Genomic DNA, 22,560 nt, shown 5'->3' with positions numbered 1-22,560 from the left:
TACAATGAAGAATTTTATTGAAGAGTTACAATGGAGAGGAATGTTACATGATAGCATGCCAGGAACTGAAGAACATTTGTTAGAAGAAATGCGAAGTGCATATGTGGGTTTTGATCCAACAGCAGATTCTTTACATATTGGAAATTTAGTACCTATAATGTTATTAGCTCACTACCAAAGGTGTGGTCATAGGCCAATTGCTTTAGTAGGTGGTGCAACAGGTATGATTGGTGATCCTTCAGGAAAATCTGCAGAGCGTAACTTGCTAGATGAAACAACTTTAAGACACAATCAAGAATGTGTTAAAGCTCAATTGGGTCATTTTTTAGATTTTACATCTGATGAAAAAAATGCAGCCATTTTAGTAAATAACTACGATTGGATGAAAGACATTTCTTTCTTAGAGTTCATTAGAGATATTGGTAAACATATTACTGTAAATTATATGATGGCCAAAGATTCTGTGAAAAACAGAATTAGCTCTGAATCTAAAGATGGTATGTCTTTTACAGAGTTTACTTATCAAATGGTACAAGGTTATGACTTTTTACATTTGTTTAGAGAGAATAGCACTACTATTCAAATGGGAGGATCAGATCAATGGGGAAATATAACTACTGGTACTGAACTTATTCGTAGAATTGGTAATGGAAAAGGTTATGCCATAACATGCCCATTAATTACTAAATCTGATGGATCTAAGTTTGGAAAATCTGAAGGTGGTAATGTTTGGTTAGATGCAAATAGAACATCACCTTACAAATTTTATCAATATTGGTTAAATACTTCTGATGAAGATGCTGAAAAGTATATTAAAATATTTACGTTCTTAGACAAAGAAACTATAGATGCTTTAGTTGCAGAGCATAAAGAAGCACCTCATACAAGAATTCTACAAAAACGTTTAGGAGAAGAAGTTACAGTACTTGTGCATGGAAAAGATGAATATGAAAAAGCTATAAAAGCTTCTAATATTTTGTTTGGTAAATCTACAGCATCTGACCTGAAATCTTTAGATGAAAAAACCTTACTAGATATTTTTGATGGTGTACCTCAGGCAACAGTAGCTGCTTCTTTGGTAGAAAATGGTTTAGACATGATAGCTGCATTGGCTGCAGAAACTAACTTCTTAAAATCTAATGGTGAAGCAAGAAGAGCATTAAAAGAAAATGCAATATCTGTAAACAAAGAAAAGGTTAAAGAAGACTTTGTGATTTCAAAAGATGATTTAATCGATAAGAAATACGTGCTTCTACAAAGAGGTAAAAAAACATATTACTTACTAATTGTAGCATAAATAAAAAAAAGAGCTAAAACTAGTTTTAGCTCTTTTAATACACAAGATATATAGAATCAACATTAATTGTTGATGAATTTTTGCCAATTTACATCTGCGTTTTCACGCAATTCCTCTGCACCTTCCTTTAACCAAAGTTGTAGCGTATTGGTTTTACCTTTATTATAGAATAAGTATAATTTGCCTTCTCTAATCTCAAAAGTTTTAGGGTTTACACTTACTTTTTTTCCTTTAACAGCTATTGCATACGCACAATACCCTCCATATTCTGGAATATATTTTTCTGGATCCGATTTAAATAAAGCTAAATTTTCTTTGTTCGAAAATTTAAAATTAACAGTATCATACGTAATAGAAAATTCTTTATTACCTTCTATAGCCTTGCTTTCTTTGAAATAAGCAACAACATCAAAACCCTCTGCTACATAGCCTTTTTTAGTATTATAATCTATACTTTGAGCGAAAATAACAGATGAAAATGTTAAGCATACTATTACAATAAACTGTTTCATCGAATTCATCTTAAGAATAGTCGATAAAAAGTAGGCTGCATTACAACTTCTATTAAAAAATTGCAAAAAAAAATCCTGAAAAGAAAAGTGCTAAGATATTTAGATAAAACTAACTTTTATTTACGTTCTAGAGCCTTTTGTAAATACTCATTTTGCTTCTCTAAAAGCTCGTTAGTTTTATTCATTAATTCGATATTTTTAGGAGTTGTTACTGTTTTATTTTTAGGGTCTTCAGCTTTCTTTTTCATTGAGTTCATTACTCTAACTACTAAAAAAACAGTAAAAGAAATCACTAAAAAATCTACGCCTGCTTCAATTAATTTTCCATAACCAATGGCTACTTCTTCATATTTAGGTTTACCTTCTGCAACAATTGCTTCTCTAATAACGTATTTTCTATTTTCCCAATTTACACCATCTGTCATGTAAGTTAATGGTGGCATTAAAACTTCTTTAACCAAAACATTAACCACTTTATTAAAAGCAGTACCAATAATTACACCAATGGCAATATCAATCATATTACCTTTTACAGCAAAGTCTTTAAAATCTTGTAATAGCTTAAATTTCATATTTGTTTTATAATACCATTAAATTACAACCTCTAATATCAGAATTATCAAATCTTCCAATAATTTCAAAAGTATTGTTTTCATGAACTTTTCCTAAGTCTTGAGTGGCTATAAATGAACATGAATTATAATTTGCCAAATCAATTACGTTTATTCCACCTGTTTTGCCTTTTTCTAAAACGGTTAGTGCATCTTCTGTATCTCTTGTTAGAATTTTCATCCAAGGTGGTGTTTCAAAAATTCCATTCCCTTTAGAATATCCTTGGCTTAGCAATTCTGTCATTCCATATTCAGAATGAATTTCATTTACATTAAAGCCATTTTGTAAAAGCATATGTAATTCATTTCTAATCAACTCTTTTCTTCTACCTTTCATTCCACCAGTTTCCATAACAATGGTGTTTTTTAGATTAAAATTGTGTTTTTCAACCAAATCTAAAAGCGCAAAAGAAACCCCAATTAGTAAAATCTTCTGACCTTCTTTATCTAAATTTACCAACTTTTGAGCTAAATCATCTAGATTATTAAGATAAAATCCACTGTGAACATTTTCGCTTTTTTGAATTAAATCGTTTACCATATATACTAAAGAAGACCCTTTTCTCTCTAAATAATTGGGTAGCAGCGCAAGAATCACATACTCTTTAATATCACCATAAAAATGATCAAATCCTTTTAAATAACTTTCTTCGTAAAGTGAAACATCAGTTACATAATGTTTACTTGTAACACTTCCTGTAGTTCCAGAGCTCGTAAAAACTTCATCAATTTCTTCTAAAGAAGATAGTACTTTTCTAGATTTAAAAAACTGAATGGGCAAAAAAGGAATATCTTCAATTTTAGTAATATCTGAAGGATGAACATATAACAGATCGCAAAAAGATCGATATACCTTATTGTTTTTAAATTGATGTTTAAAAACATTTAAAGCTTTTTTTGTAAATTGCTGTTCAGTTTTTATATTTAAGAGCTCGTTTTTCATTTTCTGAAAACAAAAATAGCACTTAAAGTAAAATTTGATGTTATTTTATAAAGAAACTTAAAAGTAAAACCTATGAAAAAGTTTGCCCTAATAATTTTGAGTTTGTTCGTTTTAAGCTGTAGTGAAGAGGCTCCTCTTTTTGAATTTAGCACTTTACCTATAGATGAAGCAAAAACCCCTGTAAGTTTTACCTACAAAACTTCAGACACAATTGTACTAAAATACACTTTACCTAATGCTTGTTTTTCATTCAATAATGTCTATTATGAATATGATAGAAATTCTAGAATTGTAGGAATTAACGTTATAAAAGATGTGGAAAAAACGTATAATCAGGCAACTATAGAAAAAGAAATAAAATTGCCAATTCATGTTTTACAAGAAGAAGATTATATTTTTAAATTTTACAAAGGAAAAGATGCAAATGGCGACCTAATTTTTGAGGAAATTACAGTGCCCGTAAATTGATAAAAACACAAAAAAATAATTTTTATTTAAAGAAAAATTAATATTATTGCAAAGAAATAACATAAATCCCCTATATAATGCAATTAGAATATTCTACCTACAGAACGTTAAGTGGCGTTAAAGAAGTCTTAGAAATTCCAAGAAAAAAACCAACTCAATGGATAGTTTACTTGGATAATCAACCAAAATTTTACGTAGATTTTTTCGATTTAGCAAACGAATCTAATGCTATGATGAATAGTTTAGTTTTATGCGGAAAAAGAGATATTAGAGATGTTTTACAAGTTATTGGTAAACGTAACAATGTAAAATTATCTATACCTTCAATTTCCAGAATCGGAATTAAAAAGAAGATAAATTCTATTCGTAAAAATATTAACCTAGATCCTTTACCAGAAGAATGGTTAAGCTATTCTTTATAGATTTTAATTACCAAATCACCTTTATCATTCATTGATGCTCTATACATACCAGCTGTATTGAATTCAAATGACATGTAGCCATTTTTGTCTAGAGCAACAACACCACCTGTACCTCCTAATTTAGTGAGTTTGTTTTGAATAACATCTTGTGTGGCTTGTTTTAAGGTTTTTTGTTGATATTCCATTTGAGCAGAAATATCGTAAGCAACTTGGCTTCGAATAAAATACTCACCCCAACCTGTGGAAGAAACTCCACAGGTTGCGTTATTTGCATACGTACCAGAACCTATAATTGGTGCATCACCAATTCTACCCCATCTTTTATTAGTCATACCACCTGTAGAAGTACCAGCAGCAATATTTCCGTTTTTATCTAGAGCCACACAGCCAACTGTACCAAACTTTGCGTTTTTTATATCAGCATCATAAAAAGCAGCAGTTTTATCATCATGGTCTAATTCTGTCTTTTCTCTTTCCTTAATTCTTTCTAAAGACTTAAATCTTCTTTCGGTATAAAAATAGCTTGGATCTACAATTTCTAAACCTTTTTCTTTAGCAAATATACTTGCACCATTACCTGAAAGCATAACATGATCTGAATCTGTCATTACTTTTATAGCCAATTCTATTGGACTTTTAACATCTGTAACTCCAGCAACAGCTCCTGCATTTAGAGTATTACCATCCATAAAAGAAGCGTCCAATTCATTTGTGCCAGAATTTGTAAAAACAGCACCTTTACCAGCATTAAATAGAGGAGATTCTTCCATTACTTGTATGGTTCTCATAACAGCTTCTTGACTAGTTCCTCCATTTTTAAGAATAGTATGCCCAACCTTTATTGCTTCTTCTAGTTTTGCTTTGTATTCAGCCTCTTTTTCATCAGACATATTTTTCTTTAAAATCGTTCCTGCTCCTCCATGAATAATGATAGCAAAATCATTGATTTTTTCTTGAGAAGTAGCATCAATAGTAGATACGACATCCTTTTCTGAATTTTGGGTTGATGTATTACAACCAATCAATAGCACTATTAAAGCAAATGGAATCGTAAATTTTTTCATTTAATTGTTATATTTTAAACAAATAACATTGTTTTTGTTAATTTTTTATATGTATCTTTTTATTCGTAAATTCGTTCTTCGAATTTAAACAACTAAAATTAGACTACAAAATGACAAATTTTGGAATAACTGAAGTATTGCAACAATTAGGTTTAAAAGATATAAATGAAGGTACATCTACTGGTTCAAATAACTTCTCGAATGGAGAAATTATTGAATCGTTTTCACCTGTAGATGGTAAATTAATTGGTAAAGTAAAAACAACTACCAAAGAAGATTATGAAAAAGTAATTACAACTGCAACAGAAGCCTTTTTAACTTGGAGAGATAAACCTGCTCCTCAAAGAGGAGAAATTGTACGTCAGTTTGGAAATAAATTAAGAGATTTAAAAGAACCATTGGGTAAACTAGTTTCTTACGAAATGGGAAAATCTTTACAAGAAGGTTATGGAGAGGTACAAGAAATGATTGATATCTGCGATTTTGCAGTGGGTTTATCTCGTCAATTAAATGGGCAAACCATTCCTTCTGAAAGACCAGGCCATGTTATGAGAGAACAGTGGCATCCTATAGGCGTTGTTGGTATTATTTCTGCATTTAATTTTCCTGTTGCTGTTTGGGCTTGGAATACTGCTTTAGCTTGGATTTGTGGTGATGTTTGTATCTGGAAAGCTTCTGAAAAAGCACCTTTATGTGCAGTAGCTTGTCAAAATATAATTGCAGAAATTTTAAAAGAAAATAATTTACCTGAAGGTATTTCTTGTATTATTAATGGTGATTATAAGGTTGGTGAAATGATGACTTCAGATAGTAGAATTCCATTAATTTCAGCCACAGGTTCTACAAGAATGGGTAGAATTGTTGGTGCAACTGTTGCACAACGCTTTGGAAAATCTTTATTAGAATTGGGTGGTAATAACGCTATCATTATAACACCAACTGCAGATTTAAAAGTAGTTGTGCCTGGTGCAGTATTTGGTGCAGTTGGTACTTGTGGCCAAAGATGTACTTCTACAAGAAGACTTATTATACATGAATCTGTTTATGATAAAGTAAAAGATGCTATTGTTGGTGCATACAAACAAATTAAAATTGGTAATCCTCTAGATGAAAATAATCACGTTGGACCTTTAATTGATCAAGATGCTGTGAATACCTATTTGGCTGCTATAGAAAAAGCGAAAGAAGAAGGTGGAAATGTAATTGTAGAAGGTGGCGTTTTAGATGGCGAAGGTTACGAATCTGGATGCTATGTAAAACCTGCAATTATAGAAGCAGAAAACAATTATGAAATTGTTCAGCATGAAACGTTTGCACCAATTTTATATTTAATGAAATATTCTGATGGTGTAGAAAATGCAATTGCCAAACAAAATGGAGTAGCTCAAGGATTATCTTCTGCAATTATGACCAATGAAATGAAAGAAGCAGAGAAATTCTTGTCTTATGCAGGTTCTGATTGTGGAATTGCCAATGTTAATATTGGTACTTCTGGTGCTGAAATTGGTGGCGCTTTTGGTGGCGAAAAAGAAACTGGTGGAGGACGTGAATCTGGTTCTGATGCATGGAAAGTTTACATGCGTAGACAAACAAATACTATTAATTATTCAGACGAATTACCTTTAGCACAAGGAATTAAATTTGATTTATAAAAGTTAAACATCCCCCAACTTTTGAGACCAACTCTAATAATATAGAGTTGGTTTTTTTAATTGATATTTAATTATACTTTACTTTTCGAATTACTCTCATTGCCTCTTTATATTTTACATAGGTTGTTTTATCCTGTAAATTTTTAATGTAATATTTAGCCTGTCTAAGCAATTCAGGTGCATCTAAATATCCATTTAAATAACACAATAAATAATTTGTTGGTAACCTAAAAACATCTTCATGCTCTGTTACCGACAATGAAATATTGTTAGCTATTTTAGCTACTATTTTATTACTATTAGTATAAATATGGGTAATAATTTCTGCATCATATTTAGGGGGTTCAAACAAAAATTCTTTGACAATATGATGTTTACCATTGTCTTTAAAATCAATAATTGTTTTCTCTAATGGGTAATGTGTTTCTACCTTATCTAAACCTAATAAAATATATTCTGTTACTATAAATGATTTTTGATTGTAAGAAATTTGAACATCGTCTAATGCAGAAAAAAACAAACGAACTTGTTCATTAATAAGCTCTATATCTACCCTAGAATAATAGGTTTCTGAGTTAATTGTTTTTTGTTCTCCTGCCCAACATAACACAAATTGTTCATTGAAAACTTTATATTGAGGATTGTACTTTTTCTTGTGATTATTTATAAACTCAAAAACGCCATTTAAAGTAAGCTCTATATTATTTCTAGCATTTTTCTCTATAGATGCAACAATAGACCTGTTTGTATTTCTAAGTTCAAAAGAATCTCCTAAAAAAGGCATAGAATTACTTCCTCTTCTATAAAAAATGGTACCTCTTCTATATTTCCAAGCGTTTTTTAAAAGAGAAGTTATTGTATTGTTAGGGTAAATGGTAACCAAACCCACTACTTTATGACGTGGTAAGCTAGGAAAAGGAACATTTTCGTATTCAATTTTGGGCGGATTTCTTAAATACGCATTTACCAAATTTTGAATTTTACTATCATCAAAAAAATCGACACCAACTATTTTATTTTCCTCATCTTCAATACCAATAACAATGTAAGAATTGTTAGCAGGATTTGTATTAGACAAAGCACAAATGTGCTTTAAAAACTTAGCTTTACCTTCTTTTGAGCCTAAGGATAATTTTTGCTTTTTATCATAAAAACTATTCTCATCATTATGTGAGAGTAGATTTTTAATTAATAAGCGTTTATTTATCATTTTTAAGCTACTTCTTGTCCATTACTTGCTTCTAACAGTAAAAACCAATCTTCTAGTTCTAAATTAATTTCTAAGGCCTTATTTGCGTTTAAAATGCGTTGTTTATTTGTTGTACCTATTACTGGAGATACCTTAGCAGGATGTTTAAGAATCCATGCCAATAGTAATGTATCTTCTGTACAATTGTATTTCTTAGAAAACCTTTTTAATAGTGCTTTTATACTTTTCGTTTGATACGTTTCTTCTCTAAAAACACTCCCTAAAGGACTCCAACTCATAGGTTGTATATTCTTTTGAAGCATTTGGTCTAAAGTACCATTGTTCATTGCTAAATTTTGCGTTAGAGAAAACTCAACCTGATTTACATCTATAGAAATATGATCTGAAATTAAACTTACTTGAGAAGGTGTAAAATTAGAAACTCCAAAATTGACAATTTTTCCAGCATCTTTTAAAATTGTAATTGCCTCTGCAATTTCTGTAGGATTCATTAAAGGGCTTGGTCTGTGCAGCAAAAAAGTATCTAGATAGTCTGTTTTTAAATTTTTTAAAGATTGTTCTGCACTCCAAATAATATAATCTTTAGCATAATTATAATGCTTCACCTTATTATTTCTGGTTTCTCCAGGATTCTGTATTCCACATTTTGTTATAAGCTGAATGCTTTCTCTACTTACGGAACTTGCTTTAAAAGCAACACCAAATTCGGCTTCTGTAGTATAATCACCATACAAATCTGCATGATCAAATAGTGTATTCTCATTTTCTACACAAAACTCAATCATATCTGCAGCTTCTTTGGTGGTAAAATTTTTACCCCATTTGCCCCAAGACATGCACCCAATAATTATTTTTGATGTTGGTTTCATACTAATTTTTATTAATCATTGTTGCACTCGCTTGTGCTGTGGGATACACTATTAAATCTTCTATATTTACATGATATGGTCTTGTAACTACAAAGTTGATAATATCTGCAATATCTTCTGCTTGTAAAGCTTTGTAACCAGAATAAACGGTTTTAGCTCTCTCAGTATCTCCTTTAAAACGAACATCAGAAAATTCTGTTTCTACCAAACCAGGATGAATGGCAGATACTCTAATATTGTAATCGTTTAAATCTAACCTCATAGATTTATTTAAAGCGTTTACAGCAAATTTAGATGCACAATATACATTACCATTCTTATAAACATCTTTACCTGCTGTAGAGCCAATATTTACAATAAAACCACTATTATTTTCAATCATAGTTGGTAAAATTGCTTTGGTTACATATAGTAATCCTTTTACGTTAATGTCTAACATTGCATCCCAATCGTCTATACTACCTTCTTGAATGGTAGCTAAGCCATGAGCATTCCCTGCATTGTTTATTAAAATATCGATATTCTTAAAGTTCTCTGGTAAAGATGCTATTGCTGATTGTACTTCTTCTTTTTTTGAAACATCAAATTGCAAAGTAGTAACTTCTGTTTGCTTACTTAATTCAGACTGTAATTCTTGCAGTCTTTCTGTTCTTCGTCCACAAAGAACTAATCTAATATTATTTTTAGCAAAAAGCTGAGCTGTTGCTTTACCTATACCTGAGGTTGCACCTGTTATAAAAGCTGTTTTCATGGGTTTAATTTGGTTCTTTAAAAATAGGAAATCTGGTGCTTAAGCACCTTTTTTAATGCCTATAATTTTCATCAATTATTAACAAAGAAAAAGTCACCCTCCTCAGGGTGACTCCTCTTTCAATTGATTGTCGAGAAACAACCAATCAAAAATCAACTAACCAAACTTTATTTTAATTTCTTCTGTTCTTTACTTTTCTTTTTATAATAGTACGTTTTCTGTTGCTATTTCTTACAAGGTCTTTCGCACTTTTAACAGATTCTTCACTCTTTTTGAATTGTATAAATCCTCTTCCTGAAAAATCGTATGTTGTTTCTGAATTATAGTGGAATAAACTTATTCTACCATCATTAACAACGCTTAATTCAAACTCTTCAATATCTCCATTATCATAATTCAATGTTAAAATTTTTAGGTCTTCAAAACCATTCACATCAAACACATCATAGCCTCCAACAAAGTTCCAATTAATATCTGCAACTTGCATGCCAAAGTCATCTTGAGAACTCCTAAAAGTTGTTAAATTTTCTGGTGTAAATTCAAGATAATTTTCATCATCAAAAGTATTTGGTGTACCACCTGTTGAACTTACTTTTTCCCAAGCTAAATACTCCTGTAAAAAGTATTCTATGTTTTCATAAAATAGTTTATCATAATCAAAAGTATTTACATTGTAACCTATTAAATAATAACTTACATTTTGTCTAAAGTTGTACAATACAATTTCATTATCAGATAAAATACTTACTTCAAAATCGTTTGCACCATCTATATCGTGATTGGTAGCCAGTAAACCATTAAAAGTACCATAAGTACCTACATCTATACCTAAACCATTTCCTGTTCTTCCAATATCAACAATATTGTTGTTTGCATATAAAACGCCATTTAAGAATGATAAAGTAAATGCTCTAGAGACATATGGTATATCTCCTGTTCCTGTTGTTCTGTGATAATCTACATACCATAAATCGTAGCTAGAAACAACTTCGTTTATTGTAGGTTGATAGTCTACAAAACCATCATCGTAAATTGTTGTACAAGAACTTAATATAGTACCTGTAATAATAACTGTGAATAGTAGTTTTAGCGTTTTCATAAGCCTTTTGTTTTATGGTTATGCTTAGTAATATTCAAATTGCGTGCCAAAAAATAAAAACCATAATTAATTACATATATTTCGCTAATATTCAAATACATAACAAAAGGAGAAACTTTAAATAAAAATAAAGATCTAATTTCTTTGTAAAAGAAAAAACGAACTCAATGAGTTCGTTTTTTTATATTTCTAATAATTTGACTTCGTCTAATTATTTAATGCTTGCTCTTCTAATAATTTGACTTCGTCTAATTATTTAATGCTTCAGCACCACCAACAATTTCTAAAATTTCGTTAGTAATTGCTGCTTGACGTGCTTTGTTATACGTTAATAATAATTCATCACGTAAATCTTTTGCATTATCTGTTGCTTTATGCATAGCTGTCATTCTTGCTCCATGTTCAGAAGCAAAACTATCTCTAACAGCTTTATACAATTGAGTTTTTAAAGATTTCGGAATTAAAGCTTCTACAATTTCTTCTTTAGAAGGCTCAAAAATATAATCAGAATTTACAGCAGCTGCATCTCCACCTTCAATAGGTTTGATAGGTAAAAATTGCTCTACTTGTGGCAATTGTGTAGCAGCATTCTTAAATTGGTTGTATACCAATTCTATCTTATCATAAGTACCTTCTGTATACAAATTCATTAACTTCTCTGCAATTGCAGAAACATTATCAAAAGTTAACTCGTCATAAAGGTCATTTCTACTTGCAACAATACTACATGTTTTAGATAAAACATCTTCACCTTTTTTACCAATGGCAAAAATCTCTACATTTTTATCTGAATACTTTTCAGCGATTGTTTTATTAACAGTTTTAGTGATAGAAGAATTAAAACCACCACATAAACCTCTGTTAGAAGTTACAACTACTAATAACACTTTAGAAACTTCTCTTTGAGTTGAATACGCTCCACCAGTATCACCTTCTAAAGTTGCACTTAAATTTTGCAACAACTCTGTTAATTTAGATGAATAAGGACGCATTGCAACAATTGCATCTTGCGCTTTTTTCAACTTTGCAGCAGATACCATTTTCATGGCAGATGTAATCTGCATTGTTGATTTAATAGAGGTTATTCTATTACGTATTTCTTTTAAATTCGCCATTCTTAACTTGTTACTTAGTAGTTAAAAGATTTTAGAGCCTAGTCTAAAATCTTTTAACTAAATATATTTATGCAAAGTGCTTAGAAATTTCAGCAGCAGCTTCTTCTAAAGTTGCAGTAGCTTCTGGCGTTAATTTACCAGATTTTAATACATCTAAAGTATCTCTATGTTTTGCATTTAAATAATCGATATAATCTTTTTCGAATTTCTTAACTTGATCTACAGGAACATCTTTTAACAAGTTTTTAGAACCAGCATAGATAATTGCAATTTGATCTTCTACTGTAAAAGGATCATTCTGTGCTTGTTTTAAAATCTCAACGTTTCTTTGACCTTTAGAAATTACACTCATTGTAGCTGCATCTAAATCTGAACCAAACTTAGCAAATGCTTCTAATTCTCTAAATTGAGCTTGATCTAATTTTAAAGTACCAGATACTTTTTTCATAGATTTAATCTGTGCATTACCTCCAACACGTGATACAGAAATACCTACGTTAATTGCTGGTCTTACACCTGAGTTAAATAAATCTCCATCTAAGAAAATTTGTCCATCAGTAATCGAAATTACGTTTGTTGGAATATATGCTGATACATCACCTGCTTGAGTTTCAATAATTGGTAATGCAGTTAAAGAACCTCCACCTTTAACGATTCCTTTTAAAGAATCTGGTAAGTCGTTCATTTCACTAGCAATTACGTTATCATTAATAACCTTTGCAGCTCTTTCTAATAATCTTGAGTGTAAGTAAAATACATCTCCTGGATATGCCTCACGTCCTGGAGGTCTTCTTAATAATAAAGAAATTTCACGGTAAGCAACTGCTTGTTTTGATAAATCATCGTAAATGATTAATGCAGGTCTACCTGTATCTCTAAAATATTCTCCAATTGCTGCTCCTGCAAATGGTGCATAAACTTGCATTGCTGCAGGGTCTGATGCATTTGCTGCAACTATTGTTGTATACGCTAATGCGCCTCTTTCTTCTAACATGTTTGCAATTGCTGCAACTGTAGAAGCTTTTTGACCAATAGCTACATATATACAGTATACTGGATTACCAGCATCGTAAAATTCTTTTTGATTTAAGATGGTATCTAAAGCAACTGTAGATTTACCTGTTTGTCTGTCTCCAATAATCAACTCACGCTGACCTCTACCAACAGGAATCATTGCATCGATAGATTTAATACCAGTTTGTAATGGCTCTGTTACTGGCTCTCTATAAATTACACCTGGTGCTCTTCTTTCCAATGGCATTTCGTAAGTAGTTCCTTCAATAGGTCCTTTCCCATCAATTGGGCTACCTAAAGTATCTACAACTCTACCAACAATACCTTCACCTGCTCTTAAAGAAGCAATTCTTTCAGTTCTTTTAACAGTAGAACCTTCTCTTACAGAAGTTGAAGCACCCAATAATACAACACCTGCATTATCTTCTTCTAAGTTTAATACAATACCTTCTAAGCCGTTTTCGAATTCTACTAACTCACCATATTGTACGTTAGACAATCCGTAAACACGAGCAATACCATCACCCACTTGTAATACAGTTCCTACCTCACTTAATGAAGCTTGAGCTTCAAAATTTGTAAGTTGTTCTTTTAAAATTGCTGATACTTCAGCTGGTTTAATACTTGCCATCTTTTCTAATTTGATGTATTATTAAATTTTTGGAATGTAATGACTATTGTCAAATTCCTTTTTCAATTCACTTAAATGATTAGAGATACTTGCATCATACTGCACATCTCCAACTCTTAAAATAAAACCACCTAGAATAGAAGGATTCACCTCGTTTTCTAAGTTTGCTTTTTCGCCTGTTAAAGCTACAATTTTAGCCAATACTTGTGCTTCAATTTCTGGAGAAATAGGCACAGCTGTTGTAACTTTAGCTACTTGTGTATTTTTATCAAAATCATAAATGATAGAGTATTGCTTAGCAATAGCTTCTAACATTGCAATTCTTTTGTTTTCTTGTAAAAGATTAAAAAGACCTAATGTGATGTTGTTTATTTTGCTAGAAAATGTAGCTTTTAAAACATTCATCTTGTCTGCAGATTTAATAACAGGACTTTCTAAAACTACAGAAAGCTCTTTACTATCATCTATAGTAGCTGCAATAAGCTGCATATCTTCATGCACAGCAGATTCATCATTAGAATCTTTAGCAAGATTTAAAATAGCTTTTGCGTAACGTAATGCTGCTCTTGCGTCTTTCATAAAATTAGTTTAAAGTTACGTCTTTTAAAATACCTTCTACTAAATCTAATTGGTCTTTCTTAGAAGATAATTCTTTCTTAATTACAGATTCTGCTATACCTATAGATAACTCTGCAACGTTTTTCTTTAACTCTGCTAAGGCTGCTTGCTTTTCTTGCTGAATTGATGCTTGTGCAGTTTCAATTAACTTAGTAGTTACTTCTTTTGCATCTTCTTTTGCATCTGCAATAATTTTATCGCTAATTTCTCTAGCTTCTTTCATCATTGCTTCTCTTTCAGCTCTTGCTTCTTTTGCTAACCTTTCATTATCTGCAGTTAAATTTTGCATTTCTTTACGTGCATTTTCTGCAGCAGCTAAAGCGTTTTCAATTCCAGATTCTCTTTCTTCTAAAGAGTTTAAAATTGGTTTCCAAGCAAATTTTACCATCAATCCAATTAACACTAATAGTAATACTGTAAGTATTACAAATAATCCAATTGAAAAATCTTCTAATAAAGCTCCCATTCTGTAATATAATTTTTATTTTTTACTTGTTTAATTAAAACACAATTTATAACCAACCGTTATAAATTGTGTTTTGTTTGTTTTTGGATTTGATTAACCTTGACCTAAGATTAATGCACCAAATGCTAACCCTTCTAAAAGTGCTGCAACAATAATCATAGCTGTTTGAATCTTTCCAGCTGCTTCTGGTTGACGAGCAATACCTTCCATTGCTTTACCACCAATTTGACCTAAACCAATTCCAGCTCCGATTACTACTAATCCTGCTCCAATTAAATTGTACATAATGATTGTATTTATATTAAATTAAACAAATTTGATTAATGAGCTTCTTCATGTTCTTCTACAGCCATACCAATAAATAATGCAGAAAGCATTGTAAAGATATAAGCTTGTAAGAAAGCCACTAAAACCTCAATTAATATTATTAAAAATGATAACACTGAAGAAAGAAATGTTGCACCAGCAACACCAAAGCTTTCTTTAAGTGTAAACATAATTGCTATTAAACTCATAACTACAATGTGACCTGCAGTAATGTTTGCGAACAAACGAACCAATAATGAAAATGGCTTAATAATTAATGCACCTACTAATTCTATAATCGCCAAAAATGGTCTAATTAAGATTGGTACACCTGGCATCCAGATCATGTGCATCCAATATCCTTTGTTACCACTAAATGTGTAAACCACTAAAGTAAATATTGCTAATGCAGCAGTAACTGCTATTTGACCTGTAACATTAAATCCGAAAGGCAACATACCTAAAAGGTTTAATATCCAAATAAAGAAGAATACCGTCATTAAATAACTCGTAAATCTTCTGTAGTGCTTTTCGCCAATGTTTGGTTTTGCTATTTCGTCTCTTACATAAATAATTAACGGCTCTAATACTCTAGAAAAACCAGTTGGAATTTGTTTTGTTTTGTATTGTTTTGCCAATCTTGAAAACCAGAATAACATTAACAAACCAACTAATAAAATTCCGAAAACAGTTTTAGTAATAGAAAAATCTAAAACCTTGTGTGCATTTGTTGCATGATGTGTTTCATCAAAAGATACTTGAGTTGCACCTTCATCTAATTCATAAATCTTAGAGTGAATTTTGGCAAATTTTAAACCATCTTTCTCTACGATTACATGACCATCATCATTATGATGAAATTCAGAAGACATAAAAGTTACTAAACCTTCACTCGTCCAAATAATAACTGGTAAAGGAAAACCAACATGCTTTCTTTCTCCTTCATCATTGGTGTATGAGAATAATGAAAAATCATGAGAATCTTTAACGTGATGTTTTATGTAAGCACCAACTTCTTCCTTAGTATTTACTCGACCACCATCGTTTTGATTGTCGTGCTTTTTATCTGAACTAGATGCAAAAATTGTAGCCGAAAAAAGAGCTATTAATGCAATTGTAAGAAATTTGATAGATTTTTGTGCAATCTTCATGGTAAAAATATGCTTTCTAAATTCGGCGCAAAAATAGGTAATAATTCAAAACTACAAACGCTTTTTTAAGATATTTTTTTATAATCTTTTTTCTGTAGTATTTGTGCTACGAAAAAAGCCTCTGTTAATAAAAAAATTATCATAGGAATGATGAGCGAAATTCTTGCTGCAAAACTTAAAGTTTCTTCGGTAAATATTGATTTATAAAAGATTAAACAAAATAGAACTGGTTTTAAAATAATTGTAGCTAAATAAATAAAACCCAACTGATCAGATATTTTATTAACAGTAGATAGTAAAAGGAAATTAGTGCAAATAATAAGCGAAAACCCTAAATGAAATAGGTATATTTTTTTTAATGAAAAAGGCAATATTATTTCTTGTTTTTCTATAACATTTTGATGCAAAAGATGGCTTAAAAAGTAAAGTGCAAAGAAAACTGTAGTATAAAGAAATAAGTTTTTAATCATTTATTTTCTGTGCTTGTTTAATAAGTGCGTAAATAGCTAAGAAGATAGATAGTAAAGTAACTGTTTGCTCTAAATAAGTGGTTTGAAACTGCTTATCTAACCATTGGCCAAGTAAGTAGCCTAAATAAATGGTGGCACCCATTTGCAAACCTGCCCCTGAAAGATGTAACGCTTTATTTAAAGGCTTTTTTGGGTTTGGCTTCTTTTGAGTTGATTGGCTGTTTTTTTGTGTCATCTTCTTTATTACTTTCTTTAGAAGGTACTTTCATTGCACAAGATGCATTAAAAGTTGCACCTGGCTCTATAGATAATTTCCCAACAACAACATCTCCAGAAATGTTTGCTGCAGCTTTAACCGTAAGCGTTTTTTCTACCTTTAACTCACCAGAAAATTTACCTTCAATATCTGAATTAGATGCAGATACATTACCAATTAAAACACCTGTAGCTCCTAAAATTACTCTACCCTTAGTTGTTAAATTACCTTCTAAAGTACCATCAATTCTAAAATCACCTTCAGACAAAATATCTCCTGTAATTTTAGTGTTTTTGGCAATTACATTTCTTTCCATGGTGTAAACTTTCCTAATTTTATTATGGATTTTTCTCTTAATTTTTACTCTTTTAATTGAGCCAAAATTGCTTTGGCTTTTTCTGCTTCTTCTGTATTACCATAATTTACAACGATAAACTCTAAAGCTGATTTGTATTCTTCTTTAGTTTTGTACTTGCCAATAGCTAAAGCTCTCAACAATTCGAATTTTGGAAGTAACTCAGCATTCGGAATTGAAGGCAGAAATTCATCAACTTGAGTAATTACTTCATCAAACTGATCATCTTTATACAAATAATACAGTTTTTTATACTTGACTTCCACTTCATTCACCTCAACTTCATCTTCAAAAACAACGTTCGGATTTAAAATTACCTGTGCAAATTTGGTTTCTGGATAATCTGTAAGAATTACATTTTTGTAATGTGCTGCTTTGCTTTCATCTCCTAAAGTGATATATAGTTGATACAAATGCCAATTAATAGGCAAAACAAGCGCTTCATCTTTATTTACCTTATTAACTCTTACAAGTCTTTGTTCTGCTAAATCAAAATTCTTAAACTGCTCTTTATATATTAAACCTAACTCATAAAGTGCTTCGTTTCTTGTAACAACTAAGCTATCTATTACTGATTGTTCTGTAGGAATTGTGCTTAGGTAAGTATCTAAATCATACTTAGCATTTGCCTTTTTAGCAGATACTGAATCTTTGGCTGCAATACCAATACTTGCTTTTTCAGACCATCTCCAATTGTCTTCTAAACGTCTATTACCCCAAATTTTAAAGAATTCTGATTTTCCAAAACTTAACGACTGATTGTTGTAAAAATACCACTCGCCTTTTTTTGCAGATTGTATACCACTTATAGGGTTTGCAAAAGCCATTTGATTCAATCTTAATTGAGCAGCTGCTTCATCTGCCTCCTTAATTTTTTCGATATAATTTGTAAAGTAAGCAACTTGCTCGTCTTCTGTAAGTGTTGCGATTTTTACAATACTATCATTAGTTTGAACAACATCTTCAAACTTTATTAACGATGCTAAGTTTTTGTATTTACGCTTAATTCTTCTAATTCTAAGTTTTAGAGTGTCTTTGGTAAACTGCAAAACACTATCATAATAAGCACTTGCGTTTTGATATTCTGCTTCTTTAAATGCTAGGTTTCCTAAATTTTCATAGGTAAACGTTTTTTGCTTATCGCCTGCATTTGCTGCTCTTAATGAATTGTAATAATTGTTTTTGGCAAGCTGAATACTATCATTCTTTTCGTGTAAAACTGCTGTTTGATAATACAACTCATCTAAATAAGGTCTGTTTTCTCTATCCTTAATTAATTCTTGTAAAGTGTTTAAAACTACAACAGAAGTAGAATCGTTTGTAATGTTTCTTGCCAATTCTATATTAGCATGAATTTTATATTTGTAAGGCGATTTTTTAAAGTTTGCCAAACGATTAAATACCAAATTAGCAGAATCTTTCTTATTTTCTAAACTATAAATTTGCCCTAAAACGAATAAATTTCTAGCTCCTTGTGCTTTATTCTCTAAAGTTCTTGTGGCTAATTGTAAGTGCTTTTTTGCATTTTGTAAACTATCACTTTTTACATATGCCATAGCCAATGCTGTATGTGCTTGTTCTTTAATTTTATTTGGTAAGTCTGACTCTAACGTGTCTTTTATAACCAACAATAGCTTCATGGCTTCTATTGCAGTTTCTTCATTATCTAGCCTGATATTGGTTTTGGCTCTCCAAATTTTTGTTTCTGCAATTAAATCTGCGTTCGGATAATTTGCAATAACATAATTAAAAGCCTCTACTGCAGGTATAAATCTTTGCTGATAATAACGTGATTTTCCTAAAAGTAAATACGCATTATCTATTTGCCTATTTCTTTCAATACCATCTATATTCATGCCATGCTTTTGAATGGCTTTTACTGCTTTTTCTTCTGCTCTTTCAAAAGTAGTGGTTGGTTTTTTGTCATCATCATCGTCATTATTGAAACCATTTCCTAAATTATTATTAAAGGTTGGTGCAATAATTTTATCTTCTTCGAACTCAATAGGCTCTATTGGTAATTGTAAAAACCAATCGTCTCTATAGCTATTGTTAATTTCGTCTATGCCTTTATAAAAGGCATTATTACCATTAAATAAAACGTTATATTTTGTAGTTAAAGCGTGGTAATTTCTACTAATTACAGAATCTTTTTTAGTGCTGCAAGAAGCAACTACAGCAATAAACGTTAACAAGAAAAGGTACTTAAATGTAATTTTCAAAACTGGCGATTCTAAAATTATTTCTTTAACAAAAGCTAAAAGCTGTAATTTACAACTATTTTCTAGAGAAAATAGTATAAATACAGCTTGTAAAAATAATAATAAATTAAAGATTGGCTAATTATACAGCAAAATAGCTTTCTAATTCTTGCAAGGTCTCTGCAGAAGTAACTATATCTTTTACTACATTTCCTTTATCTAGAACTACAATTCTTTCACAAACTTCGGTTACATGTGTTAAATCATGACTAGAAATTAGCACTGTAACTTCTCTATTTTCTGTTAATTCTTTAATGATTTTTTTTAGCCTTATTTGTGTTGTTGGATCTAGATTTGCAAATGGCTCATCTAAAATTACAACTTGTGGGTTACCCATCATTGCAGCTACAATACCCACTTTTTTCTGGTTACCTTTACTAAGGTCTCTTAGGTATTTCTTTTTACCTATAATTTCTTGGTTAAAAAATTCATCAAACTGATTAATGAATTTAGTAACGTCTGCTTTATTCATACCTCTTAAATCGCCAACAAACTCAAAGTATTCTTCTGCTGTTAAATAGCCAATTAAAAAAGATTCATCTATAAAAGAACCTGTAAATGATTTCCAGTCTTCACTTGTATTTACTTGAATATCATGATTTACAATAGCACCAGTTGTTGGCCTAATTAAATCTAGTAGAATGTTAAAATATGTGGTTTTACCTGCACCATTATTACCTACTAAACCAAAACTTTGGCCTGTTGGAATTTCTAATTCGTTAATATTTAAAACCTCTGCAGATCCGTATTTTTTTGAGAGTTGTGTAGTTTGTATCATGGCTTTGTTTAGTTTTCTTGATTAAATGCGTGAATCATTACATACTTGTTTGTAATGTATTTTTTTGTGATGGCTTTCATTATTTTTTTGTGCAATGCAATACCTATAAATCCTAAAACAGCTAAGGTTATACATGCAATTTCGAAGCTTACCAACCAATTAATTAGACCAAAAATTGCCATTGGTAACACCATTAAAGGCAAACCAATTAACCATTGTACAGCACCTGTACCTTGAAAATTAAAGGCCGCTTTTTCATCTAAATTAATTTTTTTTCTGTTGAAAGTTCCTCCAAATAAAATTACGTGCGTATTTACACCTACATTATAAATCATGGCTGCAAAGTGAACAACCAGAACTTTCCAACCAAAGTAAACATAAGGAATACCTAGCACAAAAAGAGCTACAACACTAATTGTCATTATTGTAAATTTCGATTCTAAATACCTTTCGTATTTAAAATTCTGACTCATTAACATCTTGTAATAGCTGCTATCCCAAGCAGGAATAAATTGCCCAAAGTTTATTAAGAAGGTTCCTGTAGAAAAAATACCAACCAACACATACATAAACTCCATACCTTTATACATTGGGTTAGGATAAAATATTAAACCATATAATAATCCTACTAAAATCATCCATACTCCAGACTTTGTTCTTTTATTTCTCCACATTAAACGTAAATCGTTTTTAATAAAAGGAGCCAAATCACCCAACTTATCAGCAAAAGATAAATCTGCTGCATTTACTTCTTTGGTTTGCTCAGTAATAATAGCATCTAAATACACCTCATTTCTTAGCTGTTTGTAGTTTATACTGTATAGAAATAAAAGTAATGCTGCAAAAGCAACTACCATAATTGGGTTTTCGTAAATAAAGTCGAAACCTTTACCTATAAATCCTGGTAAATTGAACCAATTAAAATAATTTACGAGATAACCAGCAATTAAAAGGGTAACTAAACCTGCAAATATTTTGGTGTTTTTATTGATTAAAAAGTTTAAGTAGTTTACAGACTGAATAATAAAAATCATTGTAAATAACCAACCTAAAACTCCAGCTACATTATAACCTTGCATTATTAAAACAACTGCAAACGGTATGTAGAAAAACAAACTCATAATATTAAAAAATGAGAATGACGATTTTATAAGTATAAAGTGAACAATTTTACTTTTAGGAATTGGCAGTGTTAACATTGGTTTTATGTTCATTACTGGAAGCTTTTGCATGAGGTATCTAAAAATTAAATCGCCCACAATTGCAAAAAGCAAAAATGCATTAACCACCACTAAAGGATCTTGTTCTGGATACATTTCTTTTAAAATCCAGTAACCACCTACACCAATTATTAAAAAGCTTACTACAAAGTATAGTGCAAAAAGCACCAATAGAATATTTAGAAAAACACTTTTTTGCCAATTTGCAGCTCTAAAATATTGTTTCCATTCTAGTTTAAGAAAATGTGAAATCATAAGTTTGGTGGTTTAGTTTGAGTATAAGTAGTTGATTTGCAGTTTTTGTTACAAGTTTTTTACCAATTTATATTCAGGATATGTTTCTTGCAACAATTCTTCTGCTTTTTGTGGTAGCACATAGTTTGCTACATAAAAGAATATGAATAGTAAAGTAACTGTTGCAGCTATTAATAATAACCAATATATATTTAAACCAGAAAAATCAAATTCTGTTAGGTTGATAAAATTAAATAAGTTGATGAAGGTAAAACCTGTAAAACTATTTTTTGTTGTACCAATCATGGCTTCCAAAAGAAAAATCTTCTCATCCGTTTTTTCTTTGGCTTTGTGCTCTTTTCTGATTCTATAGGCTGCAACCATTTCAAAAACAGCTAATATTAACAAAACACTTACTATTGCAATTTCTGCAAACGGAATTTGTATTAACCAAAAAACACCTAAAAATATAAGTAAAGTAGTAATGACTTTAGGTAAGGTAAACCATTCTTTTACAAAGCGAAGTAACAAATGCCAATAGCGTTTGTTCATTTGTTTTTGCTTGGCTTCTATAACATCCATAAAACCAAAAACACCAAACTTCTTAAATGATTTATCTCTAGCTTCTTCAAAAGATATTTTAGGATTTCCTTCCCAAATTTGTTCTATATCATTGGCTAAATGATCTACCAACTCTGTTTGCACATCATAATGATACACAAAGTGCTGTCTTGTAAACTTGTATAAATTATCTATTTGAATTTCTGTAAGTTTCATCAAAAAATAA

General features: G+C 30.6%; 25 protein-coding genes. 4 read left to right on the top strand and 21 right to left on the bottom strand.

The features are described from left to right. Positions 1–4 precede the first annotated feature (4 nt). A complete protein-coding gene (gene tyrS / locus V7R38_RS05075; protein WP_334056343.1) occupies positions 5–1,297 on the top strand; it encodes a tyrosine--tRNA ligase in 1,293 nt (430 codons plus the stop codon). A 62-nt stretch (positions 1,298–1,359) separates the two neighbouring features. Here the strand turns inward: tyrS and V7R38_RS05070 are convergent, their stop codons facing one another. The 3 genes from V7R38_RS05070 to V7R38_RS05060 all read right to left on the bottom strand — a co-directional run bounded on the left by V7R38_RS05070 (position 1,360) and on the right by V7R38_RS05060 (position 3,363). Next, the gene (locus V7R38_RS05070; protein ID WP_334056341.1) at positions 1,360–1,809 is read right to left on the bottom strand and encodes a YHS domain-containing (seleno)protein; all 450 of its coding nucleotides are present in this window, start codon (positions 1,807–1,809) and stop codon (positions 1,360–1,362) included. A gap of 116 nt (positions 1,810–1,925) precedes the next feature. Then, positions 1,926–2,381, bottom strand: coding sequence for a large conductance mechanosensitive channel protein MscL (gene mscL / locus V7R38_RS05065; RefSeq protein WP_334056339.1), 456 nt, complete (start codon positions 2,379–2,381; stop codon positions 1,926–1,928). A 7-nt stretch (positions 2,382–2,388) separates the two neighbouring features. Beyond that, positions 2,389–3,363: a LuxE/PaaK family acyltransferase gene (locus V7R38_RS05060; protein WP_334056337.1), complete on the bottom strand. Its 975-nt coding sequence runs from the start codon at positions 3,361–3,363 to the stop codon at positions 2,389–2,391. A 72-nt stretch (positions 3,364–3,435) separates the two neighbouring features. Here V7R38_RS05060 and V7R38_RS05055 point away from each other — a divergent pair, with 72 nt between their 5' ends. Both V7R38_RS05055 and V7R38_RS05050 read left to right on the top strand, forming a co-directional pair. Then, positions 3,436–3,831, top strand: a complete 396-nt coding sequence (locus V7R38_RS05055) for a hypothetical protein (protein WP_334056335.1) — start codon at positions 3,436–3,438, stop codon at positions 3,829–3,831. Between the two features lie 77 nt (positions 3,832–3,908). After that, a complete protein-coding gene (locus tag V7R38_RS05050) occupies positions 3,909–4,253 on the top strand; it encodes a hypothetical protein (protein ID WP_015481410.1) in 345 nt (114 codons plus the stop codon). Here the strand turns inward: V7R38_RS05050 and V7R38_RS05045 are convergent. Next, complete coding sequence (locus V7R38_RS05045; RefSeq protein WP_334056332.1) at positions 4,241–5,317, bottom strand: isoaspartyl peptidase/L-asparaginase family protein; 1,077 nt, start codon at positions 5,315–5,317, stop codon at positions 4,241–4,243. The genes V7R38_RS05050 and V7R38_RS05045 overlap by 13 nt on opposite strands. A 110-nt stretch (positions 5,318–5,427) precedes the next feature. Between V7R38_RS05045 and amaB the strand changes: the two genes are divergently transcribed. Further along, a complete protein-coding gene (gene amaB, locus V7R38_RS05040; protein WP_334056330.1) occupies positions 5,428–6,969 on the top strand; it encodes an L-piperidine-6-carboxylate dehydrogenase in 1,542 nt (513 codons plus the stop codon). Between the two features lie 67 nt (positions 6,970–7,036). Here the strand turns inward: amaB and V7R38_RS05035 are convergent, their stop codons facing one another. From V7R38_RS05035 to V7R38_RS04955, 17 genes are all read right to left on the bottom strand, one after another. Next, the gene (locus V7R38_RS05035; protein ID WP_334056328.1) at positions 7,037–8,179 is read right to left on the bottom strand and encodes an ATP-binding protein; all 1,143 of its coding nucleotides are present in this window, start codon (positions 8,177–8,179) and stop codon (positions 7,037–7,039) included. A gap of 2 nt (positions 8,180–8,181) precedes the next feature. Further along, on the bottom strand, positions 8,182–9,048 hold the full coding sequence (locus tag V7R38_RS05030) for an aldo/keto reductase (RefSeq protein ID WP_334056326.1): 867 nt from the start codon (positions 9,046–9,048) through the stop codon (positions 8,182–8,184). A gap of 1 nt (position 9,049) precedes the next feature. Beyond that, positions 9,050–9,799, bottom strand: coding sequence for an SDR family NAD(P)-dependent oxidoreductase (locus tag V7R38_RS05025; protein WP_334056324.1), 750 nt, complete (start codon positions 9,797–9,799; stop codon positions 9,050–9,052). Between the two features lie 172 nt (positions 9,800–9,971). Further along, positions 9,972–10,898, bottom strand: a complete 927-nt coding sequence (locus V7R38_RS05020; protein ID WP_334056322.1) for a hypothetical protein — start codon at positions 10,896–10,898, stop codon at positions 9,972–9,974. Positions 10,899–11,146: 248 nt separating this feature from the next. Further along, positions 11,147–12,013: an ATP synthase F1 subunit gamma gene (atpG, locus tag V7R38_RS05015; protein WP_015481417.1), complete on the bottom strand. Its 867-nt coding sequence runs from the start codon at positions 12,011–12,013 to the stop codon at positions 11,147–11,149. Positions 12,014–12,080: 67 nt separating this feature from the next. After that, complete coding sequence (gene atpA / locus V7R38_RS05010) at positions 12,081–13,658, bottom strand: F0F1 ATP synthase subunit alpha (protein ID WP_015481418.1); 1,578 nt, start codon at positions 13,656–13,658, stop codon at positions 12,081–12,083. Positions 13,659–13,679: 21 nt separating this feature from the next. After that, on the bottom strand, positions 13,680–14,237 hold the full coding sequence (gene atpH / locus V7R38_RS05005; RefSeq protein ID WP_334056319.1) for an ATP synthase F1 subunit delta: 558 nt from the start codon (positions 14,235–14,237) through the stop codon (positions 13,680–13,682). A 4-nt stretch (positions 14,238–14,241) separates the two neighbouring features. Then, positions 14,242–14,742 carry a F0F1 ATP synthase subunit B gene (locus tag V7R38_RS05000; RefSeq protein WP_015481420.1) on the bottom strand — a complete coding sequence of 167 codons (501 nt, stop codon included), beginning with the start codon at positions 14,740–14,742 and terminating at the stop codon, positions 14,242–14,244. A 93-nt stretch (positions 14,743–14,835) separates the two neighbouring features. After that, on the bottom strand, positions 14,836–15,027 hold the full coding sequence (atpE, locus tag V7R38_RS04995) for an ATP synthase F0 subunit C (RefSeq protein WP_015481421.1): 192 nt from the start codon (positions 15,025–15,027) through the stop codon (positions 14,836–14,838). A 35-nt stretch (positions 15,028–15,062) separates the two neighbouring features. Beyond that, positions 15,063–16,199, bottom strand: a complete 1,137-nt coding sequence (gene atpB, locus V7R38_RS04990; RefSeq protein ID WP_334056315.1) for a F0F1 ATP synthase subunit A — start codon at positions 16,197–16,199, stop codon at positions 15,063–15,065. 65 nt (positions 16,200–16,264) lie between these two features. Next, positions 16,265–16,669, bottom strand: coding sequence for a DUF6168 family protein (locus V7R38_RS04985; protein WP_334056313.1), 405 nt, complete (start codon positions 16,667–16,669; stop codon positions 16,265–16,267). Next, a complete protein-coding gene (locus V7R38_RS04980; protein WP_334056311.1) occupies positions 16,662–16,904 on the bottom strand; it encodes an AtpZ/AtpI family protein in 243 nt (80 codons plus the stop codon). Before V7R38_RS04980 ends, V7R38_RS04985 begins: the two co-directional genes overlap by 8 nt. Beyond that, entirely contained in the window at positions 16,843–17,241 is a 399-nt protein-coding gene (locus tag V7R38_RS04975) for a bactofilin family protein (protein WP_015481425.1), read from the bottom strand. Before V7R38_RS04975 ends, V7R38_RS04980 begins: the two co-directional genes overlap by 62 nt. A 44-nt stretch (positions 17,242–17,285) precedes the next feature. After that, positions 17,286–19,502: a type IX secretion system periplasmic lipoprotein PorW/SprE gene (gene porW, locus V7R38_RS04970; RefSeq protein WP_334056309.1), complete on the bottom strand. Its 2,217-nt coding sequence runs from the start codon at positions 19,500–19,502 to the stop codon at positions 17,286–17,288. Between the two features lie 121 nt (positions 19,503–19,623). Further along, positions 19,624–20,319 carry an ABC transporter ATP-binding protein gene (locus V7R38_RS04965; protein WP_015481427.1) on the bottom strand — a complete coding sequence of 232 codons (696 nt, stop codon included), beginning with the start codon at positions 20,317–20,319 and terminating at the stop codon, positions 19,624–19,626. Between the two features lie 8 nt (positions 20,320–20,327). Further along, on the bottom strand, positions 20,328–21,794 hold the full coding sequence (locus tag V7R38_RS04960) for a DUF5687 family protein (RefSeq protein WP_334056307.1): 1,467 nt from the start codon (positions 21,792–21,794) through the stop codon (positions 20,328–20,330). Positions 21,795–21,842: 48 nt separating this feature from the next. Continuing rightward, positions 21,843–22,550 carry a hypothetical protein gene (locus V7R38_RS04955; protein ID WP_334056305.1) on the bottom strand — a complete coding sequence of 236 codons (708 nt, stop codon included), beginning with the start codon at positions 22,548–22,550 and terminating at the stop codon, positions 21,843–21,845. Positions 22,551–22,560: the final 10 nt, after the last annotated feature.

Source organism: Polaribacter sp. P097, from assembly GCF_036864555.1.
In the GTDB taxonomy this organism is placed as follows: domain Bacteria; phylum Bacteroidota; class Bacteroidia; order Flavobacteriales; family Flavobacteriaceae; genus Polaribacter.
Note: the sequence above shows the minus strand (reverse complement) of the source record. Positions and strands in the feature narration are given on the sequence as shown.

Excerpts from the sequence above, each read along its gene's own strand:
- tyrS (WP_334056343.1), top strand. The coding sequence starts at position 5 with ATGAAGAATTTTATTGAAGAGTTACAATGGAGAGGAATGTTACATGAT.
- V7R38_RS05070 (WP_334056341.1), bottom strand. The coding sequence starts at position 1,809 with ATGAAACAGTTTATTGTAATAGTATGCTTAACATTTTCATCTGTTATT.
- mscL (WP_334056339.1), bottom strand. The coding sequence starts at position 2,381 with ATGAAATTTAAGCTATTACAAGATTTTAAAGACTTTGCTGTAAAAGGT.
- V7R38_RS05060 (WP_334056337.1), bottom strand. The coding sequence starts at position 3,363 with ATGAAAAACGAGCTCTTAAATATAAAAACTGAACAGCAATTTACAAAA.
- V7R38_RS05055 (WP_334056335.1), top strand. The coding sequence starts at position 3,436 with ATGAAAAAGTTTGCCCTAATAATTTTGAGTTTGTTCGTTTTAAGCTGT.
- V7R38_RS05050 (WP_015481410.1), top strand. The coding sequence starts at position 3,909 with ATGCAATTAGAATATTCTACCTACAGAACGTTAAGTGGCGTTAAAGAA.
- V7R38_RS05045 (WP_334056332.1), bottom strand. The coding sequence starts at position 5,317 with ATGAAAAAATTTACGATTCCATTTGCTTTAATAGTGCTATTGATTGGT.
- amaB (WP_334056330.1), top strand. The coding sequence starts at position 5,428 with ATGACAAATTTTGGAATAACTGAAGTATTGCAACAATTAGGTTTAAAA.
- V7R38_RS05035 (WP_334056328.1), bottom strand. The coding sequence starts at position 8,179 with ATGATAAATAAACGCTTATTAATTAAAAATCTACTCTCACATAATGAT.
- V7R38_RS05030 (WP_334056326.1), bottom strand. The coding sequence starts at position 9,048 with ATGAAACCAACATCAAAAATAATTATTGGGTGCATGTCTTGGGGCAAA.
- V7R38_RS05025 (WP_334056324.1), bottom strand. The coding sequence starts at position 9,799 with ATGAAAACAGCTTTTATAACAGGTGCAACCTCAGGTATAGGTAAAGCA.
- V7R38_RS05020 (WP_334056322.1), bottom strand. The coding sequence starts at position 10,898 with ATGAAAACGCTAAAACTACTATTCACAGTTATTATTACAGGTACTATA.
- atpG (WP_015481417.1), bottom strand. The coding sequence starts at position 12,013 with ATGGCGAATTTAAAAGAAATACGTAATAGAATAACCTCTATTAAATCA.
- atpA (WP_015481418.1), bottom strand. The coding sequence starts at position 13,658 with ATGGCAAGTATTAAACCAGCTGAAGTATCAGCAATTTTAAAAGAACAA.
- atpH (WP_334056319.1), bottom strand. The coding sequence starts at position 14,237 with ATGAAAGACGCAAGAGCAGCATTACGTTACGCAAAAGCTATTTTAAAT.
- V7R38_RS05000 (WP_015481420.1), bottom strand. The coding sequence starts at position 14,742 with ATGGGAGCTTTATTAGAAGATTTTTCAATTGGATTATTTGTAATACTT.
- atpE (WP_015481421.1), bottom strand. The coding sequence starts at position 15,027 with ATGTACAATTTAATTGGAGCAGGATTAGTAGTAATCGGAGCTGGAATT.
- atpB (WP_334056315.1), bottom strand. The coding sequence starts at position 16,199 with ATGAAGATTGCACAAAAATCTATCAAATTTCTTACAATTGCATTAATA.
- V7R38_RS04985 (WP_334056313.1), bottom strand. The coding sequence starts at position 16,669 with ATGATTAAAAACTTATTTCTTTATACTACAGTTTTCTTTGCACTTTAC.
- V7R38_RS04980 (WP_334056311.1), bottom strand. The coding sequence starts at position 16,904 with ATGACACAAAAAAACAGCCAATCAACTCAAAAGAAGCCAAACCCAAAA.
- V7R38_RS04975 (WP_015481425.1), bottom strand. The coding sequence starts at position 17,241 with ATGGAAAGAAATGTAATTGCCAAAAACACTAAAATTACAGGAGATATT.
- V7R38_RS04965 (WP_015481427.1), bottom strand. The coding sequence starts at position 20,319 with ATGATACAAACTACACAACTCTCAAAAAAATACGGATCTGCAGAGGTT.
- V7R38_RS04960 (WP_334056307.1), bottom strand. The coding sequence starts at position 21,794 with ATGATTTCACATTTTCTTAAACTAGAATGGAAACAATATTTTAGAGCT.
- V7R38_RS04955 (WP_334056305.1), bottom strand. The coding sequence starts at position 22,550 with ATGAAACTTACAGAAATTCAAATAGATAATTTATACAAGTTTACAAGA.